A 16500-nucleotide genomic window follows, 5' to 3' on the forward strand; every position below is an offset into this window, starting at 1 on the left:
GCACTACCGGCAGCGCATCAGGCGGCGAGTGCCTTGACCACCGCCTCACTGAAGGCTGGGATGTCGTCCGGCTTGCGGCTGGTGATCACGTTGCCGTCGACCACGACCTCGGCATCGCGCCAGTTCGCCCCCGCATTGGTCAGATCCTGCTGCAGGGACGGCCAGGACGTCAGCTCGCGGCCATCGGCGAGGCCACTGTTGATCAGCAGCCACGGGCCATGGCAGATCGCCGCCACAGGCTTGCCGGCTTCGTCTACTGCGCGGACGAAGCCGAGTACAGCCTCGTCGGTACGCAGCGTGTCCGGATTGATGACCCCTCCCGGCAGCACCAGGGCATCGAAGCTGGCCGGATCGGCCTCATCCAGCGGAATATCCACTGCAACGGCGTCGCCCCAGTCCTTCTCTTTCCAGCCCTTGATCGTCGCCTCCTTTGCAGGCGACACGACGCTGACGCGCGCGCCTTCGGCTTCCAGCAGACGCTTGGGTTCGGTCAGTTCGGACTGTTCAAAGCCGTGGGTGGCAAGGATGGCAATCTGCTTGCCCTTCAATCGTTCTGCCATGGGTGCACTCCGGTTGGGGGTGCCGACAGAATGGAAGAACGGCCCTTGCACGGCGGTGACCCTGCCGTGCACGGCAGGTGGAGAGCCTCCGGGTGGTGCCGGCCGCTGGCCGGCACCTGGATTGCGCCTTGCCGGCCAGCGGTCGGCACTACCCGGTACCAGTCAGCGCTTGGGCTGCAGCATGGTGCCGGTGCACTTGGGCGAGCCGCAGCGGCACTCCCAGATCTTCTTCAGCTTGGCGGTGTGACGCTCGGCCAGGGTGATGCCGTAGTTGTAGGTCAGCTCTTCGCCGGCCTTGATGTCACGCAGCGCCTCGATGAACACCTTGTCGCCACGGCTGTCACCGTCCTCGTCTTCCTCGATCACCGCCTCGCAGTTCGGATCGCAGCTGTGGTTGATCCAGCGCGCATCGTTGCCCTTGTAGTTGGCATCGATCACCCAGTCATCGTTGAGGGTGAACAGGAAGGTATGGCCGCTTTCGACGTCGCCGCTGTCATCGGCATCAACGTCGCCGTGGCTGCGCAGCAGGCCCTTGTACTGGATCACGCGCTCGCCCTGCTTGATCGGGGCCACGGCGAACACGCCGTTGCCATGGATGGCGGACTTGCGGGCTTGGATCTTCTTCGGCATCGGCACGGGCTGTTTGCAGCGGATGGAACCGGGATTCTCGCCCATTCCGGGTGATTGCGAAAATCACCCCGTTGGCGCAGCATGGCGCCCCGGCGGTGACCCCGGTGCGTCGTCCCGGTCCGTCCCAGCGCCGGCTGAATGCCCGGGTTGGATGCCGGCGAATAAAAGCGTACAATTTCAGTCCGCTTTAAGAACCGCTCGCATTCCCATGTTGCGTGTCACCAAGCTCACCGATTACGCCACCGTGGTGCTGACCGTGCTTGCCGCCCGTCCGGGCGAGGTGCTCAGTGCCACCGAACTGGCCGAATTCACCGGCCTGGAGCCGCCCACCGTCAGCAAGGTGCTCAAGCCGCTGGCCCAGGCCGGCCTGGTCGAAGGCCTGCGCGGTGTCCGTGGCGGCTACCGCCTGACCCGCCCGGCCATCGAGATCTCGCTGTTCGAAGTGGTCGAAGCGATGGAAGGGCCATTGGCCCTGACCGAATGCAGCCACGACCACCACCAGTGCGGCATGGCGCCCAAGTGCGGCGCGCGCAGCAGCTGGCGGCTGATCAACGACGTGGTCTCCGAGGCCCTGCGCGATGTCACCCTCGCCCAGATCCTGCCCCCTCTTCCCCTTGCCGATGACGAACAGCGCCGCACCATCGCTGTCGACGTCGTCTCCTGATCCACAGGCAGCCCCCCATGGCCACCGAAACCATCGAAAACGTCGCCCACGACGACACCCCCAACCGCGAGATCCACGAGCAGCTCGGCCGCAAGTATTCGGCCGGCTTCATCACCGAGATCGAATCGGACTCCCTGCCGCCGGGCCTGGACGAGGACACCATCCGTGCCCTGTCGGCCAAGAAGGACGAGCCGGAGTGGATGACGCAGTGGCGCCTGGACGCCTACCGCCACTTCCTGACCATGCCGATGCCGGACTGGGCCAAGCTGGAGATCGCGCCGATCGACCTGCAGGCGCTCAGCTACTACTCCGCGCCGAAGGGCCCGAAGTACGCCTCGCTGGATGACGTGCCCAAGGAGCTGCTGGACACCTACGACAAGCTGGGCGTGCCGCTGCACGAGCGTGCCAAGCTGGCAGGCGTGGCGGTGGACGCGGTGTTCGACTCGGTGTCCGTCGGTACCACGTTCCGCAAGGAACTGGCCGAGAAGGGCATCATCTTCTGCTCGATGTCCGAGGCCATCAAGGAACATCCGGAACTGGTCCGCCAGTACCTGGGCACCGTGGTGCCGGTAGGCGACAACTACTTCGCCGCGCTCAATTCGGCGGTGTTCTCCGATGGCAGCTTCGTGTTCATTCCCAAGGGCGTGCGTTGCCCGATGGAACTGAGCACCTACTTCCGCATCAATGCCGGCCACACCGGCCAGTTCGAGCGCACCCTGATCGTGTGCGAGGACAAGGCCTACGTGTCCTACCTGGAAGGCTGCACCGCGCCGATGCGCGACGAGAACCAGCTGCACGCGGCGGTGGTCGAGCTGGTCGCGCTGGAAGACGCGGAGATCAAGTACTCCACCGTGCAGAACTGGTACCCGGGCGACGAGAACGGCGTCGGCGGCATCTACAACTTCGTCACCAAGCGTGCCGAATGCCGTGGCGCGCGCAGCAAGGTCACCTGGACCCAGGTCGAAACCGGTTCGGCGATCACCTGGAAGTACCCGTCCTGCGTGCTGCTCGGCGACGACTCGGTCGGTGAGTTCCACTCCGTGGCGCTGACCCATCACCGCCAGCAGGCGGACACCGGCACCAAGATGATCCACGTCGGCAAGCGCACCAAGAGCAAGATCGTCAGCAAGGGCATCAGTGCCGGCCGTGGCCAGAACACTTACCGCGGCCTGGTGCGGGTGGACCGCAACGCCGATGGCGCGCGCAACTACACCCAGTGCGATTCGCTGCTGATCGGCAAGCAGTGCGGCGCGCACACCTTCCCCTACATCGAGGTGAAGAACCCGGGCGCCACCGTCGAACACGAGGCGACCACCTCGAAGATTTCCGACGACCAGCTGTTCTACTGCCGCGCCCGTGGCATCAGCCAGGAAGACGCGGTGTCGATGATCGTCGACGGCTTCTGCAAGCAGGTGTTCCGCGAACTGCCGATGGAGTTCGCGGTGGAGGCCAAGAAGCTGCTGGAAGTCTCGCTGGAAGGAAGCGTCGGATGATGCGTACGTCTTTGCCCGCACTGTTGCTGCTGGGCCTTTCGCCCTGGGCCCTGGCCAACGCGTCCTGCACCCCCGAAGAACTGGTGGGTGCCACCCCGGTCAAATTGCCCGCCAGCACGGTCATCTCCGCGCCGAAAGAATTCTCGATACTGCTGACAACGCGGCAGGACGGCAGCTTCGGCGCGATCCGGGCTCGCCTGAGCTCGGGCAACCGTGAGCTGGATCGCGCCGCTGCCGAATCCATCCGACAGGCCTCCCTCGCAGTCTCCTGCCTGCAAGAACCCGGTGAAGAGATCATCGTGGTTTTCTCCGCCCTCCCCGCTCAACCTGGGCAGCCCGGCAACGGCACGGTGCAGATCGTCCGCATCGACCCCGCAGCCCCGAAACCTACCAAGCCATGACCATGCTGAAGATCGAAAACCTCCACGCCCGCATCGGCGACAAGGAAATCCTCAAGGGCCTGTCGCTGGATGTTAAGCCCGGCCAGGTGCACGCCATCATGGGCCCGAACGGCGCCGGCAAGTCCACCCTGGGCAATGTCCTGGCAGGCCGCGACGGCTATGAAGTGACCGAAGGCAGCGTGCAGTTCGAAGGCAGCGACCTGCTCGACCAGGACCCGGAAGCGCGCGCCGCCGCCGGCCTGTTCCTGGCGTTCCAGTACCCGGTGGAAATCCCGGGTGTGAACAACACCTACTTCCTGCGCGCCGCGCTGAACGCGCAGCGCAAGGCGCGTGGCGAGGACGAACTGGACTCCATGCAGTTCCTCAAGCTGGTGCGCCAGAAGCTGGCCGTGCTGCACCTGAAGGACGAGCTGCTGCACCGTGGCGTCAACGAAGGCTTCTCCGGTGGCGAAAAGAAGCGCAACGAGATCTTCCAGCTGGCCGTGCTCGAGCCGAAGCTGGCGATCCTGGACGAAACCGATTCGGGCCTGGACATCGACGCGCTGAAGAGCGTCGCCGACGGCGTCAACGCGCTGCGCGGCGCCGACCGCTCGTTCCTGGTCATCACCCACTACCAGCGACTGCTCGACTACATCAAGCCGGACGTGGTGCACGTGCTGGCCGATGGCCGCATCGTCAAGAGTGGCGGCCCGGAACTGGCGCTGGAACTGGAAGCGCACGGCTACGATTTCCTCAAGGATCGCGTGGTGCGCGAGGCGGCGGTCTGATGAGCGCCCTGCTCGACTCCATGGCCCAGGCCTTCTGCGGCAGCGACGCGCGCCGCGAAGTGCTGGACGCGGCCCTGCGTGACGGCCTGCCAGCCGCGCGCAACGAAGCCTGGAAGTACACCTCGCTGCGCCAGCTGGAACGCCGTGCGTTCGCGGCTGCACCACTGCAGGGCCCGGCGCTGGACGCCGCGCTGCTGGACGACATCCCGGCACCGCGCCTGGTGTTCGTCAACGGCCGCCTGGATGCCGCGCTGAGCGACGTGCAGAGCCTGCCGGCCGGCGTGCAGCTGCAGCCGCTGTCGGCCGCACTGGCCTCCGGCGAAGACGCCGTGCGTTTCCTTGGCCGCCGCTACCAGCGCAGCGAAGAGATCTTCGCCCGCCTGAATGCCGCGCTGGCCGATGAAGGCGTGGTGCTGCGCGTGGACGAAGGCGTGCAGGTCGAAGCGCCGCTGCAGCTGGTGTTCGCCAGCGTCGCCGGCGATACCGACCTGGCCTGGCACCACCGCCACCTGATCGAACTGCGTGCCGGCGCCAGCCTGGGCGTGGTCGAGCACCGCCTCAGCGTCGGCGATTCGGCCCACCTGGACAACACCGTGCTGCACGCCCATGTCGCCCGCGATGGCGTGCTCAAGCACGCCCGCGTGCAGGCCGGCAGCGCGCGCCAGACCAGCTTCCTGCGCACCGACGCCGTGCTGGCCCGCGACGCGCAGTACCACCGCGTCGATCTGGAACTGGGCGCCGCGCTCAGCCGCCATGAACTGAACGTGCGCCTGGAAGGCGACAATGCCCAGCTGACCGCCAACGGCGTGCTGCTCGGCAATGGCCGCCGCCACGTCGAAACCCGCCTGGGCATCGACCACATCGCACGCGATACGAGTTGCGAGCTGCTGTGGCGTGGCGTTGCCGCCAACCGCAGCCGCGTGGTGTTCCATGGTGGCATTCAGATCCGCGAAGGCGCCGACGGCACCGATGCGAACCTGTCCAACAAGAACCTGCTGCTGTCGGCCGACGCCGAGATCGATACCCAGCCGACGCTGGTCATCGACGCCGATGAAGTGAAGGCCGCGCATGGTGCCACTGTCGGCCAGCTCGATGCCAACGCGCTGTTCTACCTGCGCTCGCGCGGCCTGCCGCAGGCACAGGCGCAGGCACTGCTGAGCGCCGCGTTCTGCCACGAGCCGCTGAAGATCCTGCCGGAAGCCCTGCGCGAGCAGCTGGCACGCCGTTTGGACAAGGCCCTGGCCGAGGCGGGTGTGGCATGAACCTGTCCACCCCGCGCCCGATCGAAGAACGCACCGGCGCGCTCGATTGGGATCGCGTCCGCCTCGACTTCCCGCTGCTGATGCGTGAAGTGCACGGCAAGCCGCTGGTCTATTTCGACAATGCCAACACCGGCCAGAAGCCGGTGCAGGTGATCGGCGCGGTGGACGAGTTCTACCGGCGTTACAACGCCAACGTCAGCCGCGCGGTGCATGCACTGGGCAGCGAAGCCACCGACGCCTACGAAGGCGCGCGCAACACGCTGGCACGCTTCCTCAACGTGCGCCCCAGCGACCTGGTGCTGTGCAGCGGCACTACCTTCGCCATCAACCTGGTGGCGTATTCGTGGGCCCTGCCGCGATTGAAGGCCGGCGACGTGATCCTGATCACGCGCATGGAACACCACGCCAACATCGTGCCGTGGCAGCTGGTCGCACAGCGTACCGGCGCCACCATCCGCGTGGCCGAGATCACTCCTGACGGCGCACTCGATCTGGATGCGCTGCGCGCGGCAATGACCCCGGAGGTCAAGCTGCTGGCGGTCACCCACGTGTCCAACGTGCTGGGCACGGTCAACCCGGTGCGCGAGATCTGCCGTGAAGCGCGCAAGCGCGGCATCATCACCGTGGTTGATGGCTCGCAGGCCGTGCCGCACCGCAAGGTCGACGTGGCCGCGATCGGCTGTGACTTCTACGCCATCACCGGCCACAAAATGTGTGGTCCGACCGGCACCGGTGCGCTGTGGGCGCGCCGCGAGCACCTGGATGCGATGCCGCCGTTCCTTGGCGGCGGCGAGATGATCAAGGAAGTCAGCTTCGACGGCACCGTGTTCAACGATGCCCCGCACAAGTTCGAAGCCGGCACCCCGAACATCGCCGGCTTCATCGGCCTGGGCGTGGCCGCCGACTACCTGCAGCAGCTTGGCCAGGAGAACGTGGAAGCACGCGAGGCTGAACTGCTGGCGCATTTCACCGAAGAGCTGCGCCGCGTCGATGGCCTGCGCATCATCGGCGAAGCACCGGAGAAGGCCGCCGTGGTCTCGTTCCTGATCGACGGCGCACATGCCCACGACCTGGCAACCCTGCTCGACCTGGAAGGCGTGGCCGTGCGGTCAGGCCAGCACTGCGCGCACCCGCTGCTGCAGTACTTCGGCGTCGCGGCAACCTGCCGTGCCTCGCTGGCGTTCTACAACACCCACGCCGAGATCGAGCGCTTCATGACCGCGCTGACCAAGGTGCGCAAGCTGCTGGGCTGAGCCGGCACACCGGGGTCAGGTCCTTTCGCGACGCGAAAGGGATCTGACCCCACCAGCATTCCCGACAGCCGCCGTTGCGACTGCAATGCCCGCCGGATCGCCAGCAGATCCCCCGCCGGAATGCCCGCCTCGATGAACTCCACATAGCGCCTGCGCCGTTCATCCGCATCAGAACCCATCAGCTCGAATGCCGAATGCGGCTCGAGCAGCGCATTGGGCCTGCCACGCGCATTGGCGCGATAGCTGGACCAACGATAGTCGCCGGGATGCGCCACCTTCCCCGCCCGAACCGGGTTGAGCTCTATGTAGCGCTGGCAGGCCAGCAGATAGCGATCCGAATCCACCACCGTGGAGTGGAAGCGCCCCTCCCATAACGTGCCGGTGCGGCCCTGCCGATCATTCACCCGACGTACGTAGGCCCGGCTCACGGCCTGCATCATCGTTGACAGCCCGCCGCAGACATCAGGCGTTGCCAGAAGATGGACGTGGTTGCCCATCAACACATAGGCGTGAACCCGGCAATGCTGCTGGTGCGCGTGATGACACAGCAGGCGAAGGCAGGCGGCGCGGTCGCCATCGGTGAAGAACACGGGCTGGCGATTGTTGCCGTGCTGGACGACATGTTTGCGGGTATCCGGGTGCATCGACCCGTCGTGGCCTCGGCATGGCCTGCTCCTGGTAACAGGGGGTCAGAGCCCTTCGCTGCGCAAAGGGATCCGACCCCGAGCATCCGCCGATTCCGCGCCCGTGCCAGTCGGTCCATGGCCTGCCGTTGGGTCAGTAGACGCCGGGGGCAGAGCTCCTCCGCGTTGCGAAAGGGATCTGCCCCCTCCCCCCATTTGCGCCCGCCCACGCCCCACCTAGAATGGGGCCATGAGCACCCTGACCTTCCGCGCCGCCACGCCGGCCGACATCCCCGCCCTGATCGCCCTCGTCACCTCGGCCTACCGTGGCGACGCCAGCCGCGTTGGCTGGACCACCGAAGCCGACCTGCTGGATGGCGCCCGCATCGACGCCGAAGGCATCCAGGCCGACCTCGACCGCCCGCGCTCCACCATCCTGCTGGCCGAGCGCGGGGACCAGCTGGTGGCCTGCGCCCACGTCGCCGATGTCGACGGCAAGGGCTACTTCGGCATGTTCTCGGTCGATCCGGCCCAGCAGGGCGGCGGCGTCGGCAAGCAGCTGATGGATGCCGCCGAAGCACACGCCGCGCGCGAATGGAACGTACCGGTGATGCAGATGACCGTCATCGACGTGCGCGACGAGCTGATCGCCTTCTACGAGCGTCGTGGCTACCAGCGCACCGGCATCAAGAAGCCATTCCCGTATGGCGACGAACGCTTCGGCATCCCCAAGCGCGACGACCTGCGCTTCGAGATCCTGGAAAAGCCGCTGAACGGAGCCGCCGCGTGAGCGAGGCCTGGACCTTTGTCTGTGCCGGCAACGAGCTGCTGCCGGGTGAAATGAAGAGCGTGTTCGACGAAGTGACCGGCACGCCGATCGTGGTATTCAACCTCGACGGCGAGCTGTACGCACTGGAAGACCAGTGCACGCATGAAGAATTCGAACTGTCCTCGGGCGAGTTCAACACGACGGAAGGCAGCGTGGAGTGCGTGCTGCACGGCGCGCGCTTCGACGTGCGCGATGGCCGCGCCCTGTGCGCCCCGGCCTACAGCCCTGTGCCCAAGTTCCCGGTGAAGCGCGAGCACGACGCGGTCTGGACCCGCGACGACCGGGATTGAGGCGGCGCCCGGCCCGGAGAGCCCCCAGAGGGCGCCTCGCGGGAGAGCATGCACCCATGGGGCGGATCCACTGAAGTGCACTGGGGGGCCCTCCAAGGCCCTTCCAGGCCATCCAGATCGGCAACCCGATTGCGCATATGCGAATCATTATCGTTGATGTTATTCTACGTAACATCTTCGTAACGACATCGCCCCTGCGCCATGGCTTCGCCCGCGCCCACCGCCACGCTGTGCCAGCTCGCCCGCCAAGGGTGGCCACTGCTCGTGGCCGTGCTGCTGACGTTGCTGCTGGGCTGGTCGGCCTTGCACGAAGGGCGTGGCGGCGATCCGGCCGCGCACGGCTGGCAGGCACACGCTGAAGATCTGCTGCAGGCGATGCCGCTGCCGCAACCGCCAGCCGACGAATGCCCGCAGCACGCCGCACCAGCACCGGAGCCTCCGTTCGATGGCGAGGGCACCTCGCCCTGCACCGGTCTGGTCCCTGCACGCGCCGCTCTGGTCGCGCGTATCCCGCTATGGCGCTCCGATGCCCTGCGCTGGCAGTTGCATGATCCCGCGCTGCGGTTGAACCCCGGCCACGCACCGCCCGCACCGCACGCCAGCTGAGGCGCCCTGCGGCCGTTGCCGTGCGCCTGATTGCGTTTCCCGCCAGCCGAGCCTGGCTCGGCTCTACAGCACCCACTTCCCGCCTGTCGCCGCATGCCCATCTGCGCCGGCTCGCGCTCGCCCTTTCCCGATCCAAGCCACTACCCACAGTCATGACCCACATCACGTCCCGCAAGCACGCCCCGCGCGTTTCCCTGCTCGCCACCGCCACCCTGGCCGCGGGCTTTGCTCCGCTGGCTGCGCAGGCTGCCGACGGCGCCGACGCCGGTTCCCGCAACGCCACCGAGCTGGACAAGGTGCAGGTGCGCGGCAGCTGGTTCAACCCGTCCTCGCCGAAGTTCACCGCCGAGCTGCTGGACACCCCGAAGTCGGTGTCGATCGTGTCGGAGAAGCTGATCGCCGAAACCGGTGCGACCAACCTGCAGGATGCGCTGCGCATGGTGCCGGGCATCACCTTCGGTGCCGGCGAAGGCGGCAACCCGACCGGTGACCGCCCCTTCATCCGTGGCTTCGATTCGCAGAGCAACGTGTTCGTCGACGGACTGCGCGACGTCGGCTCGCAGACCCGCGAGATCTTCGACCTGGAGCAGGTGGAAGTGGTCAAGGGCCCGAGCTCGGCCTACGGCGGCCGTGACTCCGGTGGTGGCAGCCTGAATCTGGTGAGCAAGACGCCGAAGCTGAAGAACGAGACCAGCGCCAGCATGGGCATCGGCACCGACAGCTACGCGCGCGGCACCGTGGACGCCAACTACGTGCTGGGCGACGGCATCGCCGCCCGCCTGAACCTGATGAAGCACGAGTCGGACATCGCCGGCCGCGACGCCGCCAACGTCAGCCGCTGGGGCATCGCGCCGTCGATCGCGTTCGGCCTGAACGGCCCGGCGCAACTGATCGCCAGCCACTACCACATGCAGAGCGATGACCTGCCCGATGCGGGTGGCTTCCCCTACAGCAATCCGTTCTCCAGCGGCCCGAACGTGGCCAAGAACGGTGATGGCCGCCCGATGGTGCCGGACCGCAACAACTACTACGGTCTGGTCGACCGTGACTTCCAGCGCACCCGCGCCGACATCAGCACCCTGGATGCCAGCTACGACTTCGGTGGCCACAAGCTGCGCAACATCGCGCGCCTGGGCAACACCAGCAACGACTACCTGTGGACCCAGCCGGACGACAGCAAGGGCAACCCCAACCTGTACGGCACCTTGTGGCGTCGCACCAACACCCGTGCGGTCGACGTCAAGAGCTTCGCCGACCAGCTGGGCCTGACCGGTGCGTTCCAGACCGGCGCGCTCAAGCACAGCTACAGCGCGGGCGTGGAGTACAGCGACGAGAAGATGACCCGTGGCAGCTACCTGATGTCGCCGGGCACCGCCAATCCCCTTGAAAACAGCGCCAACAGCACTCGCTGCCAGGTGTCCGGCGCGGCCACCGGCTACAACTGCACCGACTTCAACAATCCGAACCCGAACGATCCATGGGCGGCCGGTCAGATCGTCTATCGCAGCGACAAGGCACTGGACGTCGAGCAGCGCACCAAGACCACCTCGGCCTACGTGTTCGACACCATCGAGCTCAATGAGCAGTGGATGATCAACCTCGGCCTTCGCTACGACGACTTCCGTACCACCCTGACCACTCCGGTGGCCGGCAAGGCACCGACCCGCGTGCGCAACAGCAACGACTTCCTGAACTACCAGGCCGGCGTGGTATTCAAGCCGGCCGCCAACGGCAGCATCTACCTGTCCTGGGGCACCTCCTCGACCCCGCCGGGCATGGACGGTGGCGACGGTTCGGACGGCCTGAGCGCCGCCGTGGCCGACCTCAAGCCGCAGGACACCAGGAACCTCGAACTGGGCACCAAGTGGGACCTGTTCGACAAGCGCCTGAACCTGACCGCAGCGATCTTCCACACCGTGATGAACAACGCACGCGTGACCATCGACAACGGCACCAGCCAGAACGCCGGCAAGAAGGAAATCAACGGCTTCGAGCTGGGCTTCACCGGACAGCTGACCGATGCCTGGAGCCTGTACGGCGGCTACACCTACCTGGACTCGGAACTGAAGGACAACGGTTTCGTCTGTGGCGCACCGGTGGGCCGCACCTGCCCGTCCAACGTCTACGTGCCGTCGCCGAACAACGGCAACGAGTTCCCGAACACCGCCAAGCACAGCGCCAACCTGTGGACCACCTACCGCTTCCCGATCGGCCTGACCATCGGCGCCGGTGCGTTCTACTCGGACAAGCAGTACGGTGACGTCGCCAACACCAAGTGGATTGCCAGCTACACCCGCTTCGACGCGATGGCCAGCTACGCGATCCAGGACAACATCAGCCTGCAGCTCAACGTGCAGAACCTGACCGACAAGACCTACTTCACCAAGGCCTATGCCTCGCACTACGCGAGCATCGCCCCGGGTCGCTCGGCCACCCTGGCACTGAACGTGAAGTTCTGATGTAACTGCGCTCCACCACGGCGGCAGGCTCTCCTGCCGCCGTTTTTGTTTCCGGCGATACTCACCCCATGGCAACCCGTACCCCCATCGACAGCGATGCTCTGGCCGCGCTGCTGCAGCACGATCCGCAGGCTGCCTTCGCACGCGTGCGCGACGCCGCGCAGGCCGGACAGGTCGAGGCACAACTGCTGCTCGCGCAGATGCACATGGAAGGCAAAGGCACCGCACAGGACGCCTCGGCGGCACGGCTCTGGTACGAAACCGCCGCCAACAACGGCGCGCCGATGGCGATGAACATGCTGGGCCGCTGCCACGAACTGGGCCAGGGCACCGCACCCGACCCGGTGCTGGCCGCGGTGTGGTACCGGCGCGCGGCCGACACCGGCTTGGACTGGGGCCTGTACAACCTGGCCAACCTGCTGGCCACCGGCCGCGGCGTGCCCCAGGACCGCGCACAGGCGCTGGCCCTGTACACCCGTGCCGCACACCTGGGCCATGCCAAATCGATGAACCTGCTGGCCCGCCACCTCGAAGACGGGCTGGATACCGCACCCGATCCGCAGGCAGCCCTGGCCTGGTACCAGCGCGCGGCCGAAGCCGGCGATTTCCGCGGCCAGGCGAACTACGCCTCGATCCTGCTGCAGGCCGGACAGGTCGAGCAGGCCGTGCACTGGCTGCGGCTCGCACTGGCCCACGGCAGCCCGGCGTTCATGGCGCACATCGTGCCGGAACTGGCCGCGTCGCCGCATCCACAGGTGCGCGCCCTGGTCGCGCCGCCGTCCCTCTGAGGAGTCCCGCATGCTGCTGCACATCCCCGACATTCTCAGCGCCGACCAGGTGGCCGACTTTCGCCGCCGACTGGATGCCGCCGACTGGACCGATGGCCGCGAAACCGTCGGCCATCTGGGCGCGCAGGCCAAGCACAACCAGCAGCTGCCCGAGGCCTCACCGCTGCGCCGCGAACTGGGCGAGATCATCCTCGTCGCGCTGGCCCGGCACCCGCTGTTCTTCAGCGCCGCGCTGCCGCTGAAATACCTGCCGCCGCGCTTCAACCGCTACAGCGGTGGCGGCACCTATGGCTTCCATGTTGACGGCGCGGTGATGAACCTGGCCAACGGCGAACAGCTGCGTTCGGACATTTCCTGCACCCTGTTCCTGTCGGCGCCGGACGAGTACGAGGGCGGCGAACTGATCATCAGCGACACCTACGGCGAGCACGAAGTGAAGCTGCCCGCCGGCGACCTGATCGTGTACCCGTCCAGCAGCCTGCACCGGGTGCGCCCCGTCACCGCCGGCGCGCGCGTGGCCTCGTTCTTCTGGGTGCAGAGCATGGTCCGCGACGATGTGCAGCGCCGCCTGCTATGGGAAATGGACGGCTCGATCGAGCGCCTGCGGCAGACCGGCGGCGACGCCGAGGCGGTGCTGCAGCTGACCGGCGTGTACCACAACCTGCTGCGGCGCTGGAGCGAGGTCTGAGCCCGGTCGGGCTGGCCTGCGACATTTTGGCAATCATTCTCATTTGCAACAGCTAACAGCTCTCATTACAATCACGCCCCGTTGATGCCGGCCGCTGCCGGCAGACCCCTGGGGACCCCTGCTTGCTGCGCCCGCTTCGCCCTCGTCCACTCATCCATCGCAAGATGGGCACCGCCATGCGCGGCCAGCGTCCTGCGCTGGCCAGCCTGCTGGCGTGGGTGGCGATGCTGGCCCTGCTGCTGGGCACCCTGCCGCTGCTGCCACACGGCCAGGCCGGAATGGCCGTGCAGATGCCGCTGGAAGAGCGCGGCGGCGAAGCCTTGCAGGAAGAGGCACCGGCCAAGCTGCGCCGCTGTGCTGCCGCTCCGGTGAAATCAGCCGAGAAGGCACGCCCGCCGTTGCTGCTGGCCAGCCAATGGCTGCGCACCGAGCTTGAACTCGTACCCGCCACGCCGGCCATGCCCGGCGTGCGCCCGGACTGGCCGCTGGCCGCTCCGGATACGCCCTGGGCCGATGCGCCCGGGCGCCGCCAGCAACGCGGCCAGGCGCCGCCGCTCGCCTGATTCACGGCCCCGCGTGACCGCCTGCGCGGTCGCGCCCGCGCGCCGCTGCCTGCTTCATCCCTGCCGCCCCTGACCGGGCCTCCCCGTGCATGCCGCGCCGTTCGCGCCTGGCATCGCACCACCCTGCATCCTTCGAGGTTACTGCCATGGCCCAGCGCCATCGTGTCCGTTCGTCCCTGTCCCGTACCCTGCTGACCAGCGCCGTACTGGCGGCCATGACCGCCCCTGCCTTCGCCCACGGTGACGCTTCCGGCGCGCCACAGACGCTGGACAAGGTGGTGGTCACCGCCTCCGGCTTCGAGCAGAAGGTGATCGATGCACCGGCCAGCATCAGCGTGGTCAGCCGCGAAGAACTCAGCAAGCGCCCCTACACCAACCTGGTCGACGCGCTGCGCGACGTCGAAGGCATCGACGTCGGCCTGGAGGCTACCGACAAGAACGGCCGCGCCACCATCTCCATGCGCGGCCTGCCGTCCGAATACACCCTGGTGCTGATCGACGGCCGCCGCCAGAGCAATGTCGGCCAGCTGTACCCGAACAACTTCGGTGGCGGCCAGTTCGCCTACCTGCCGCCGCTGGACGCGATCGAGCGCATCGAAGTCGTGCGCGGCCCGATGTCCACGCTGTACGGCTCGGACGCGATGGGCGGCGTGATCAACATCATCACCCGTCGCAACCAGGACCGCTGGCATGGCGCCGTAACCCAGGGCTTCACCGTGCAGCAGGACGACCAGTTCGGTGATGCGCACACCACCGACCTGTACCTCAGCGGCCCGCTGCTGAAGGACCGCCTCAGCCTGGCGCTGCGCGGCAGCTACTACGATGCCAAGGCATCGAACCCGGAGTGGGATGCACTGACCCTGCCCGACGGCAGTCTGTGGGAGCGCAGCATCGGCTTCGGCGGCGGTGGCAAGTCGGTGGCCAACACCAACTGGAATACCGGCGTGCGCTTGGACTTCCGGGTCAACGATGACCACGAACTGTGGCTGGACTACGACGTGTCGCGGCAGAAGTACGACAACAGCGAAGGCCAGACCGGCACGCTGGACAGCCTGGCCAGCCTGTGGCGTGTTGGCAATGCGGTCATCCCCAACCCGAACGGCAGCGGCACCGTCACCCGCCGCGTGGTGCAGCCGCGCGTCGGCTACACCGCCTACCAGCGCTATGAGCGCGATCAGCTGTCGCTGACCCACCAGGGCCGCTACAGCTTCGGCACCTGGCAGACCTCACTGACCCACAGCAAGAGCAGCAACCTCGGTCGTTCGCTGCCACTGACCCTGGACGAGCGCGCCAACCTGCAGACGCTGTGGAATGACGTCTGCCGCCGCACCGGTGCCGCCAACAACTGTGCGGCCGGCCGTGGCAATGCCCTGGCCGCGCTCAACCCGAGCGAGATGGCGCGCCTGCAGGCGTTCCTGCCGCGTCCGCTGCGCACCATGGAACTGGAGGGCTACGTGCTCGACACGATGCTCGACCTCGACTTCGGCGCGCACAAGCTGACCGTCGGCGGCCAGTACAACGACACCGACATGATCGACGGCGTGTTCGGCATGGATGGCGCCGGTTATCGGAGCAACACCAGGCAGAAGCACCGCATGTGGGCGCTGTTCGCCGAGGACAACTGGGCGCTGACCGATACCCTCACCGCTACCTTCGGCCTGCGCTACGACGACCACAACGTGTTCGGCAGCCACGTCAGTCCGCGTGGCTACCTGGTGTGGAACGCCAGCGATGCGTGGACCTTCAAGGGTGGCGTCAGCACCGGCTACAAGACCCCGCGACCGGACCAGTTGTTCCCGGGCATCACCGGCTTTGGTGGCCAGGGCGTGCTGCCGCTGGTCGGTTCCCCGAACCTCAAGCCTGAAACCAGCACCAACTACGAGCTGGCCGCCTATTACGAAGGCCAGCGCTGGGGCTTCAACGTCACCGGCTTCTTCAACACGTTCGAAGACAAGATCGCCAGCGGCGGAACGTTCCCGAACTGCGAAGTGGCGCGCGCCGGCAGCGGCTACTGCGTGGACATCGGCCCAGGCTGGGCAGCACTGGGCTACAGCACCTTCACCCAGAGCGTGAACATCGACAAGGCCGAGACCCGCGGCGCGGAACTGGCCGGTCATGTCGATCTGCTCGACACCCTGCAGCTGCGCGGCAACTACACCTGGACCAGGAGCGAGCAGACCAGCGGCCCCGACAAGGGACGCCCGATCTCAGGCACCACGCCGGCAAAGCACATGGCCAACGCAAGCCTCAACTGGCAGATCAACGAAGCGATCAGCCTGTCGCTGATCGGCGAAGGCCGCTACGACCGCTATCGCGACACCCTCATCGACAGTGCCGGCACCCGCCACGTGCGCTATTACGAGGACTACACGATCTTCCACCTGGGGGGCAGCTGGAAGGCTACGCCGTGGCTGACGGTCAATGCACGGGTCAACAACCTGTTCGACAAGGACTTCGTTTCGCAGTCTTGCCTGCTGCTCAATCCCAGCGAGTTCAGTTGCGTGGATGACTACGCGACCAAGGACCAGCGCCGCAGCTACTGGATTTCGTTGAACGCGAAGTTCTGATCGCCGCGCACCGGCAGTGCCGGCCACTGGCCGGCATTGCCCTGCCCTGGTGGGTGC

The 16500-nt window shown here is 66.8% G+C and carries 17 protein-coding genes; 14 read left to right on the top strand and 3 right to left on the bottom strand.

Annotation, left to right across the window (positions count from 1 at the left end; translation table 11 throughout):
* Positions 1-17: 17 nt before the first annotated feature.
* Both AC5P68_RS09270 and AC5P68_RS09275 read right to left on the bottom strand, forming a co-directional pair.
* A complete protein-coding gene (locus AC5P68_RS09270; RefSeq protein WP_033835569.1) occupies positions 18-560 on the bottom strand; it encodes a type 1 glutamine amidotransferase domain-containing protein in 543 nt (180 codons plus the stop codon).
* 162 nt (positions 561-722) lie between these two features.
* Positions 723-1190: an SET domain-containing protein gene (locus tag AC5P68_RS09275; RefSeq protein WP_012479369.1), complete on the bottom strand. Its 468-nt coding sequence runs from the start codon at positions 1188-1190 to the stop codon at positions 723-725.
* A 208-nt stretch (positions 1191-1398) separates the two neighbouring features.
* Here AC5P68_RS09275 and AC5P68_RS09280 point away from each other — a divergent pair, with 208 nt between their 5' ends.
* Genes AC5P68_RS09280 through AC5P68_RS09305 form a run of 6 tightly spaced genes read left to right on the top strand, consistent with a single transcriptional unit; the run spans position 1399 to position 7030 of the window.
* On the top strand, positions 1399-1854 hold the full coding sequence (locus tag AC5P68_RS09280) for an SUF system Fe-S cluster assembly regulator (RefSeq protein ID WP_005408436.1): 456 nt from the start codon (positions 1399-1401) through the stop codon (positions 1852-1854).
* Between the two features lie 17 nt (positions 1855-1871).
* Positions 1872-3347, top strand: coding sequence for a Fe-S cluster assembly protein SufB (gene sufB / locus AC5P68_RS09285; RefSeq protein ID WP_005408435.1), 1476 nt, complete (start codon positions 1872-1874; stop codon positions 3345-3347).
* The gene (locus tag AC5P68_RS09290) at positions 3344-3748 is read left to right on the top strand and encodes a hypothetical protein (RefSeq protein WP_049430440.1); all 405 of its coding nucleotides are present in this window, start codon (positions 3344-3346) and stop codon (positions 3746-3748) included. Before sufB ends, AC5P68_RS09290 begins: the two co-directional genes overlap by 4 nt.
* A 2-nt stretch (positions 3749-3750) precedes the next feature.
* Positions 3751-4515: a Fe-S cluster assembly ATPase SufC gene (sufC, locus tag AC5P68_RS09295; protein WP_033835567.1), complete on the top strand. Its 765-nt coding sequence runs from the start codon at positions 3751-3753 to the stop codon at positions 4513-4515.
* Positions 4515-5777, top strand: coding sequence for a Fe-S cluster assembly protein SufD (gene sufD, locus AC5P68_RS09300; RefSeq protein ID WP_231522612.1), 1263 nt, complete (start codon positions 4515-4517; stop codon positions 5775-5777). Before sufC ends, sufD begins: the two co-directional genes overlap by 1 nt.
* Entirely contained in the window at positions 5774-7030 is a 1257-nt protein-coding gene (locus AC5P68_RS09305; protein ID WP_033835565.1) for a cysteine desulfurase, read from the top strand. The genes sufD and AC5P68_RS09305 overlap by 4 nt, the downstream gene beginning before the upstream one ends.
* Here the strand turns inward: AC5P68_RS09305 and AC5P68_RS09310 are convergent.
* Positions 6961-7674 carry a transposase gene (locus tag AC5P68_RS09310; RefSeq protein WP_231522611.1) on the bottom strand — a complete coding sequence of 238 codons (714 nt, stop codon included), beginning with the start codon at positions 7672-7674 and terminating at the stop codon, positions 6961-6963. The genes AC5P68_RS09305 and AC5P68_RS09310 overlap by 70 nt on opposite strands.
* A gap of 229 nt (positions 7675-7903) precedes the next feature.
* Here AC5P68_RS09310 and AC5P68_RS09315 point away from each other — a divergent pair, with 229 nt between their 5' ends.
* The 8 genes from AC5P68_RS09315 to AC5P68_RS09350 all read left to right on the top strand — a co-directional run bounded on the left by AC5P68_RS09315 (position 7904) and on the right by AC5P68_RS09350 (position 16443).
* Positions 7904-8443 (top strand): GNAT family N-acetyltransferase, encoded by a 540-nt coding sequence (locus tag AC5P68_RS09315; protein WP_231522610.1) that lies wholly within the window; start codon positions 7904-7906, stop codon positions 8441-8443.
* On the top strand, positions 8440-8772 hold the full coding sequence (locus AC5P68_RS09320) for a non-heme iron oxygenase ferredoxin subunit (RefSeq protein WP_005412525.1): 333 nt from the start codon (positions 8440-8442) through the stop codon (positions 8770-8772). Before AC5P68_RS09315 ends, AC5P68_RS09320 begins: the two co-directional genes overlap by 4 nt.
* 201 nt (positions 8773-8973) lie before the next feature.
* Complete coding sequence (locus AC5P68_RS09325) at positions 8974-9378, top strand: hypothetical protein (protein WP_005408427.1); 405 nt, start codon at positions 8974-8976, stop codon at positions 9376-9378.
* A gap of 152 nt (positions 9379-9530) precedes the next feature.
* Positions 9531-11837, top strand: coding sequence for a TonB-dependent receptor (locus AC5P68_RS09330; RefSeq protein WP_005408426.1), 2307 nt, complete (start codon positions 9531-9533; stop codon positions 11835-11837).
* A gap of 68 nt (positions 11838-11905) precedes the next feature.
* Positions 11906-12625: a tetratricopeptide repeat protein gene (locus AC5P68_RS09335; RefSeq protein WP_227415301.1), complete on the top strand. Its 720-nt coding sequence runs from the start codon at positions 11906-11908 to the stop codon at positions 12623-12625.
* Between the two features lie 10 nt (positions 12626-12635).
* On the top strand, positions 12636-13313 hold the full coding sequence (locus tag AC5P68_RS09340) for a Fe2+-dependent dioxygenase (RefSeq protein WP_231522609.1): 678 nt from the start codon (positions 12636-12638) through the stop codon (positions 13311-13313).
* 164 nt (positions 13314-13477) lie between these two features.
* Positions 13478-13876 carry a hypothetical protein gene (locus tag AC5P68_RS09345; protein WP_005408423.1) on the top strand — a complete coding sequence of 133 codons (399 nt, stop codon included), beginning with the start codon at positions 13478-13480 and terminating at the stop codon, positions 13874-13876.
* Between the two features lie 146 nt (positions 13877-14022).
* Complete coding sequence (locus AC5P68_RS09350; RefSeq protein ID WP_231522608.1) at positions 14023-16443, top strand: TonB-dependent receptor domain-containing protein; 2421 nt, start codon at positions 14023-14025, stop codon at positions 16441-16443.
* Positions 16444-16500: the final 57 nt, after the last annotated feature.

This window comes from Stenotrophomonas sp. YJH_SMC_58 (assembly GCF_059369635.1).

Bases quoted from the DNA above. Each gene is read 5' to 3' on its own strand.
- AC5P68_RS09270 (WP_033835569.1), bottom strand. From the start codon at position 560: ATGGCAGAACGATTGAAGGGCAAGCAGATTGCCATCCTTGCCACCCAC.
- AC5P68_RS09275 (WP_012479369.1), bottom strand. From the start codon at position 1,190: ATGCCGAAGAAGATCCAAGCCCGCAAGTCCGCCATCCATGGCAACGGC.
- AC5P68_RS09280 (WP_005408436.1), top strand. From the start codon at position 1,399: ATGTTGCGTGTCACCAAGCTCACCGATTACGCCACCGTGGTGCTGACC.
- sufB (WP_005408435.1), top strand. From the start codon at position 1,872: ATGGCCACCGAAACCATCGAAAACGTCGCCCACGACGACACCCCCAAC.
- AC5P68_RS09290 (WP_049430440.1), top strand. From the start codon at position 3,344: ATGATGCGTACGTCTTTGCCCGCACTGTTGCTGCTGGGCCTTTCGCCC.
- sufC (WP_033835567.1), top strand. From the start codon at position 3,751: ATGCTGAAGATCGAAAACCTCCACGCCCGCATCGGCGACAAGGAAATC.
- sufD (WP_231522612.1), top strand. From the start codon at position 4,515: ATGAGCGCCCTGCTCGACTCCATGGCCCAGGCCTTCTGCGGCAGCGAC.
- AC5P68_RS09305 (WP_033835565.1), top strand. From the start codon at position 5,774: ATGAACCTGTCCACCCCGCGCCCGATCGAAGAACGCACCGGCGCGCTC.
- AC5P68_RS09310 (WP_231522611.1), bottom strand. From the start codon at position 7,674: ATGCACCCGGATACCCGCAAACATGTCGTCCAGCACGGCAACAATCGC.
- AC5P68_RS09315 (WP_231522610.1), top strand. From the start codon at position 7,904: ATGAGCACCCTGACCTTCCGCGCCGCCACGCCGGCCGACATCCCCGCC.
- AC5P68_RS09325 (WP_005408427.1), top strand. From the start codon at position 8,974: ATGGCTTCGCCCGCGCCCACCGCCACGCTGTGCCAGCTCGCCCGCCAA.
- AC5P68_RS09330 (WP_005408426.1), top strand. From the start codon at position 9,531: ATGACCCACATCACGTCCCGCAAGCACGCCCCGCGCGTTTCCCTGCTC.
- AC5P68_RS09335 (WP_227415301.1), top strand. From the start codon at position 11,906: ATGGCAACCCGTACCCCCATCGACAGCGATGCTCTGGCCGCGCTGCTG.
- AC5P68_RS09340 (WP_231522609.1), top strand. From the start codon at position 12,636: ATGCTGCTGCACATCCCCGACATTCTCAGCGCCGACCAGGTGGCCGAC.
- AC5P68_RS09345 (WP_005408423.1), top strand. From the start codon at position 13,478: ATGGGCACCGCCATGCGCGGCCAGCGTCCTGCGCTGGCCAGCCTGCTG.
- AC5P68_RS09350 (WP_231522608.1), top strand. From the start codon at position 14,023: ATGGCCCAGCGCCATCGTGTCCGTTCGTCCCTGTCCCGTACCCTGCTG.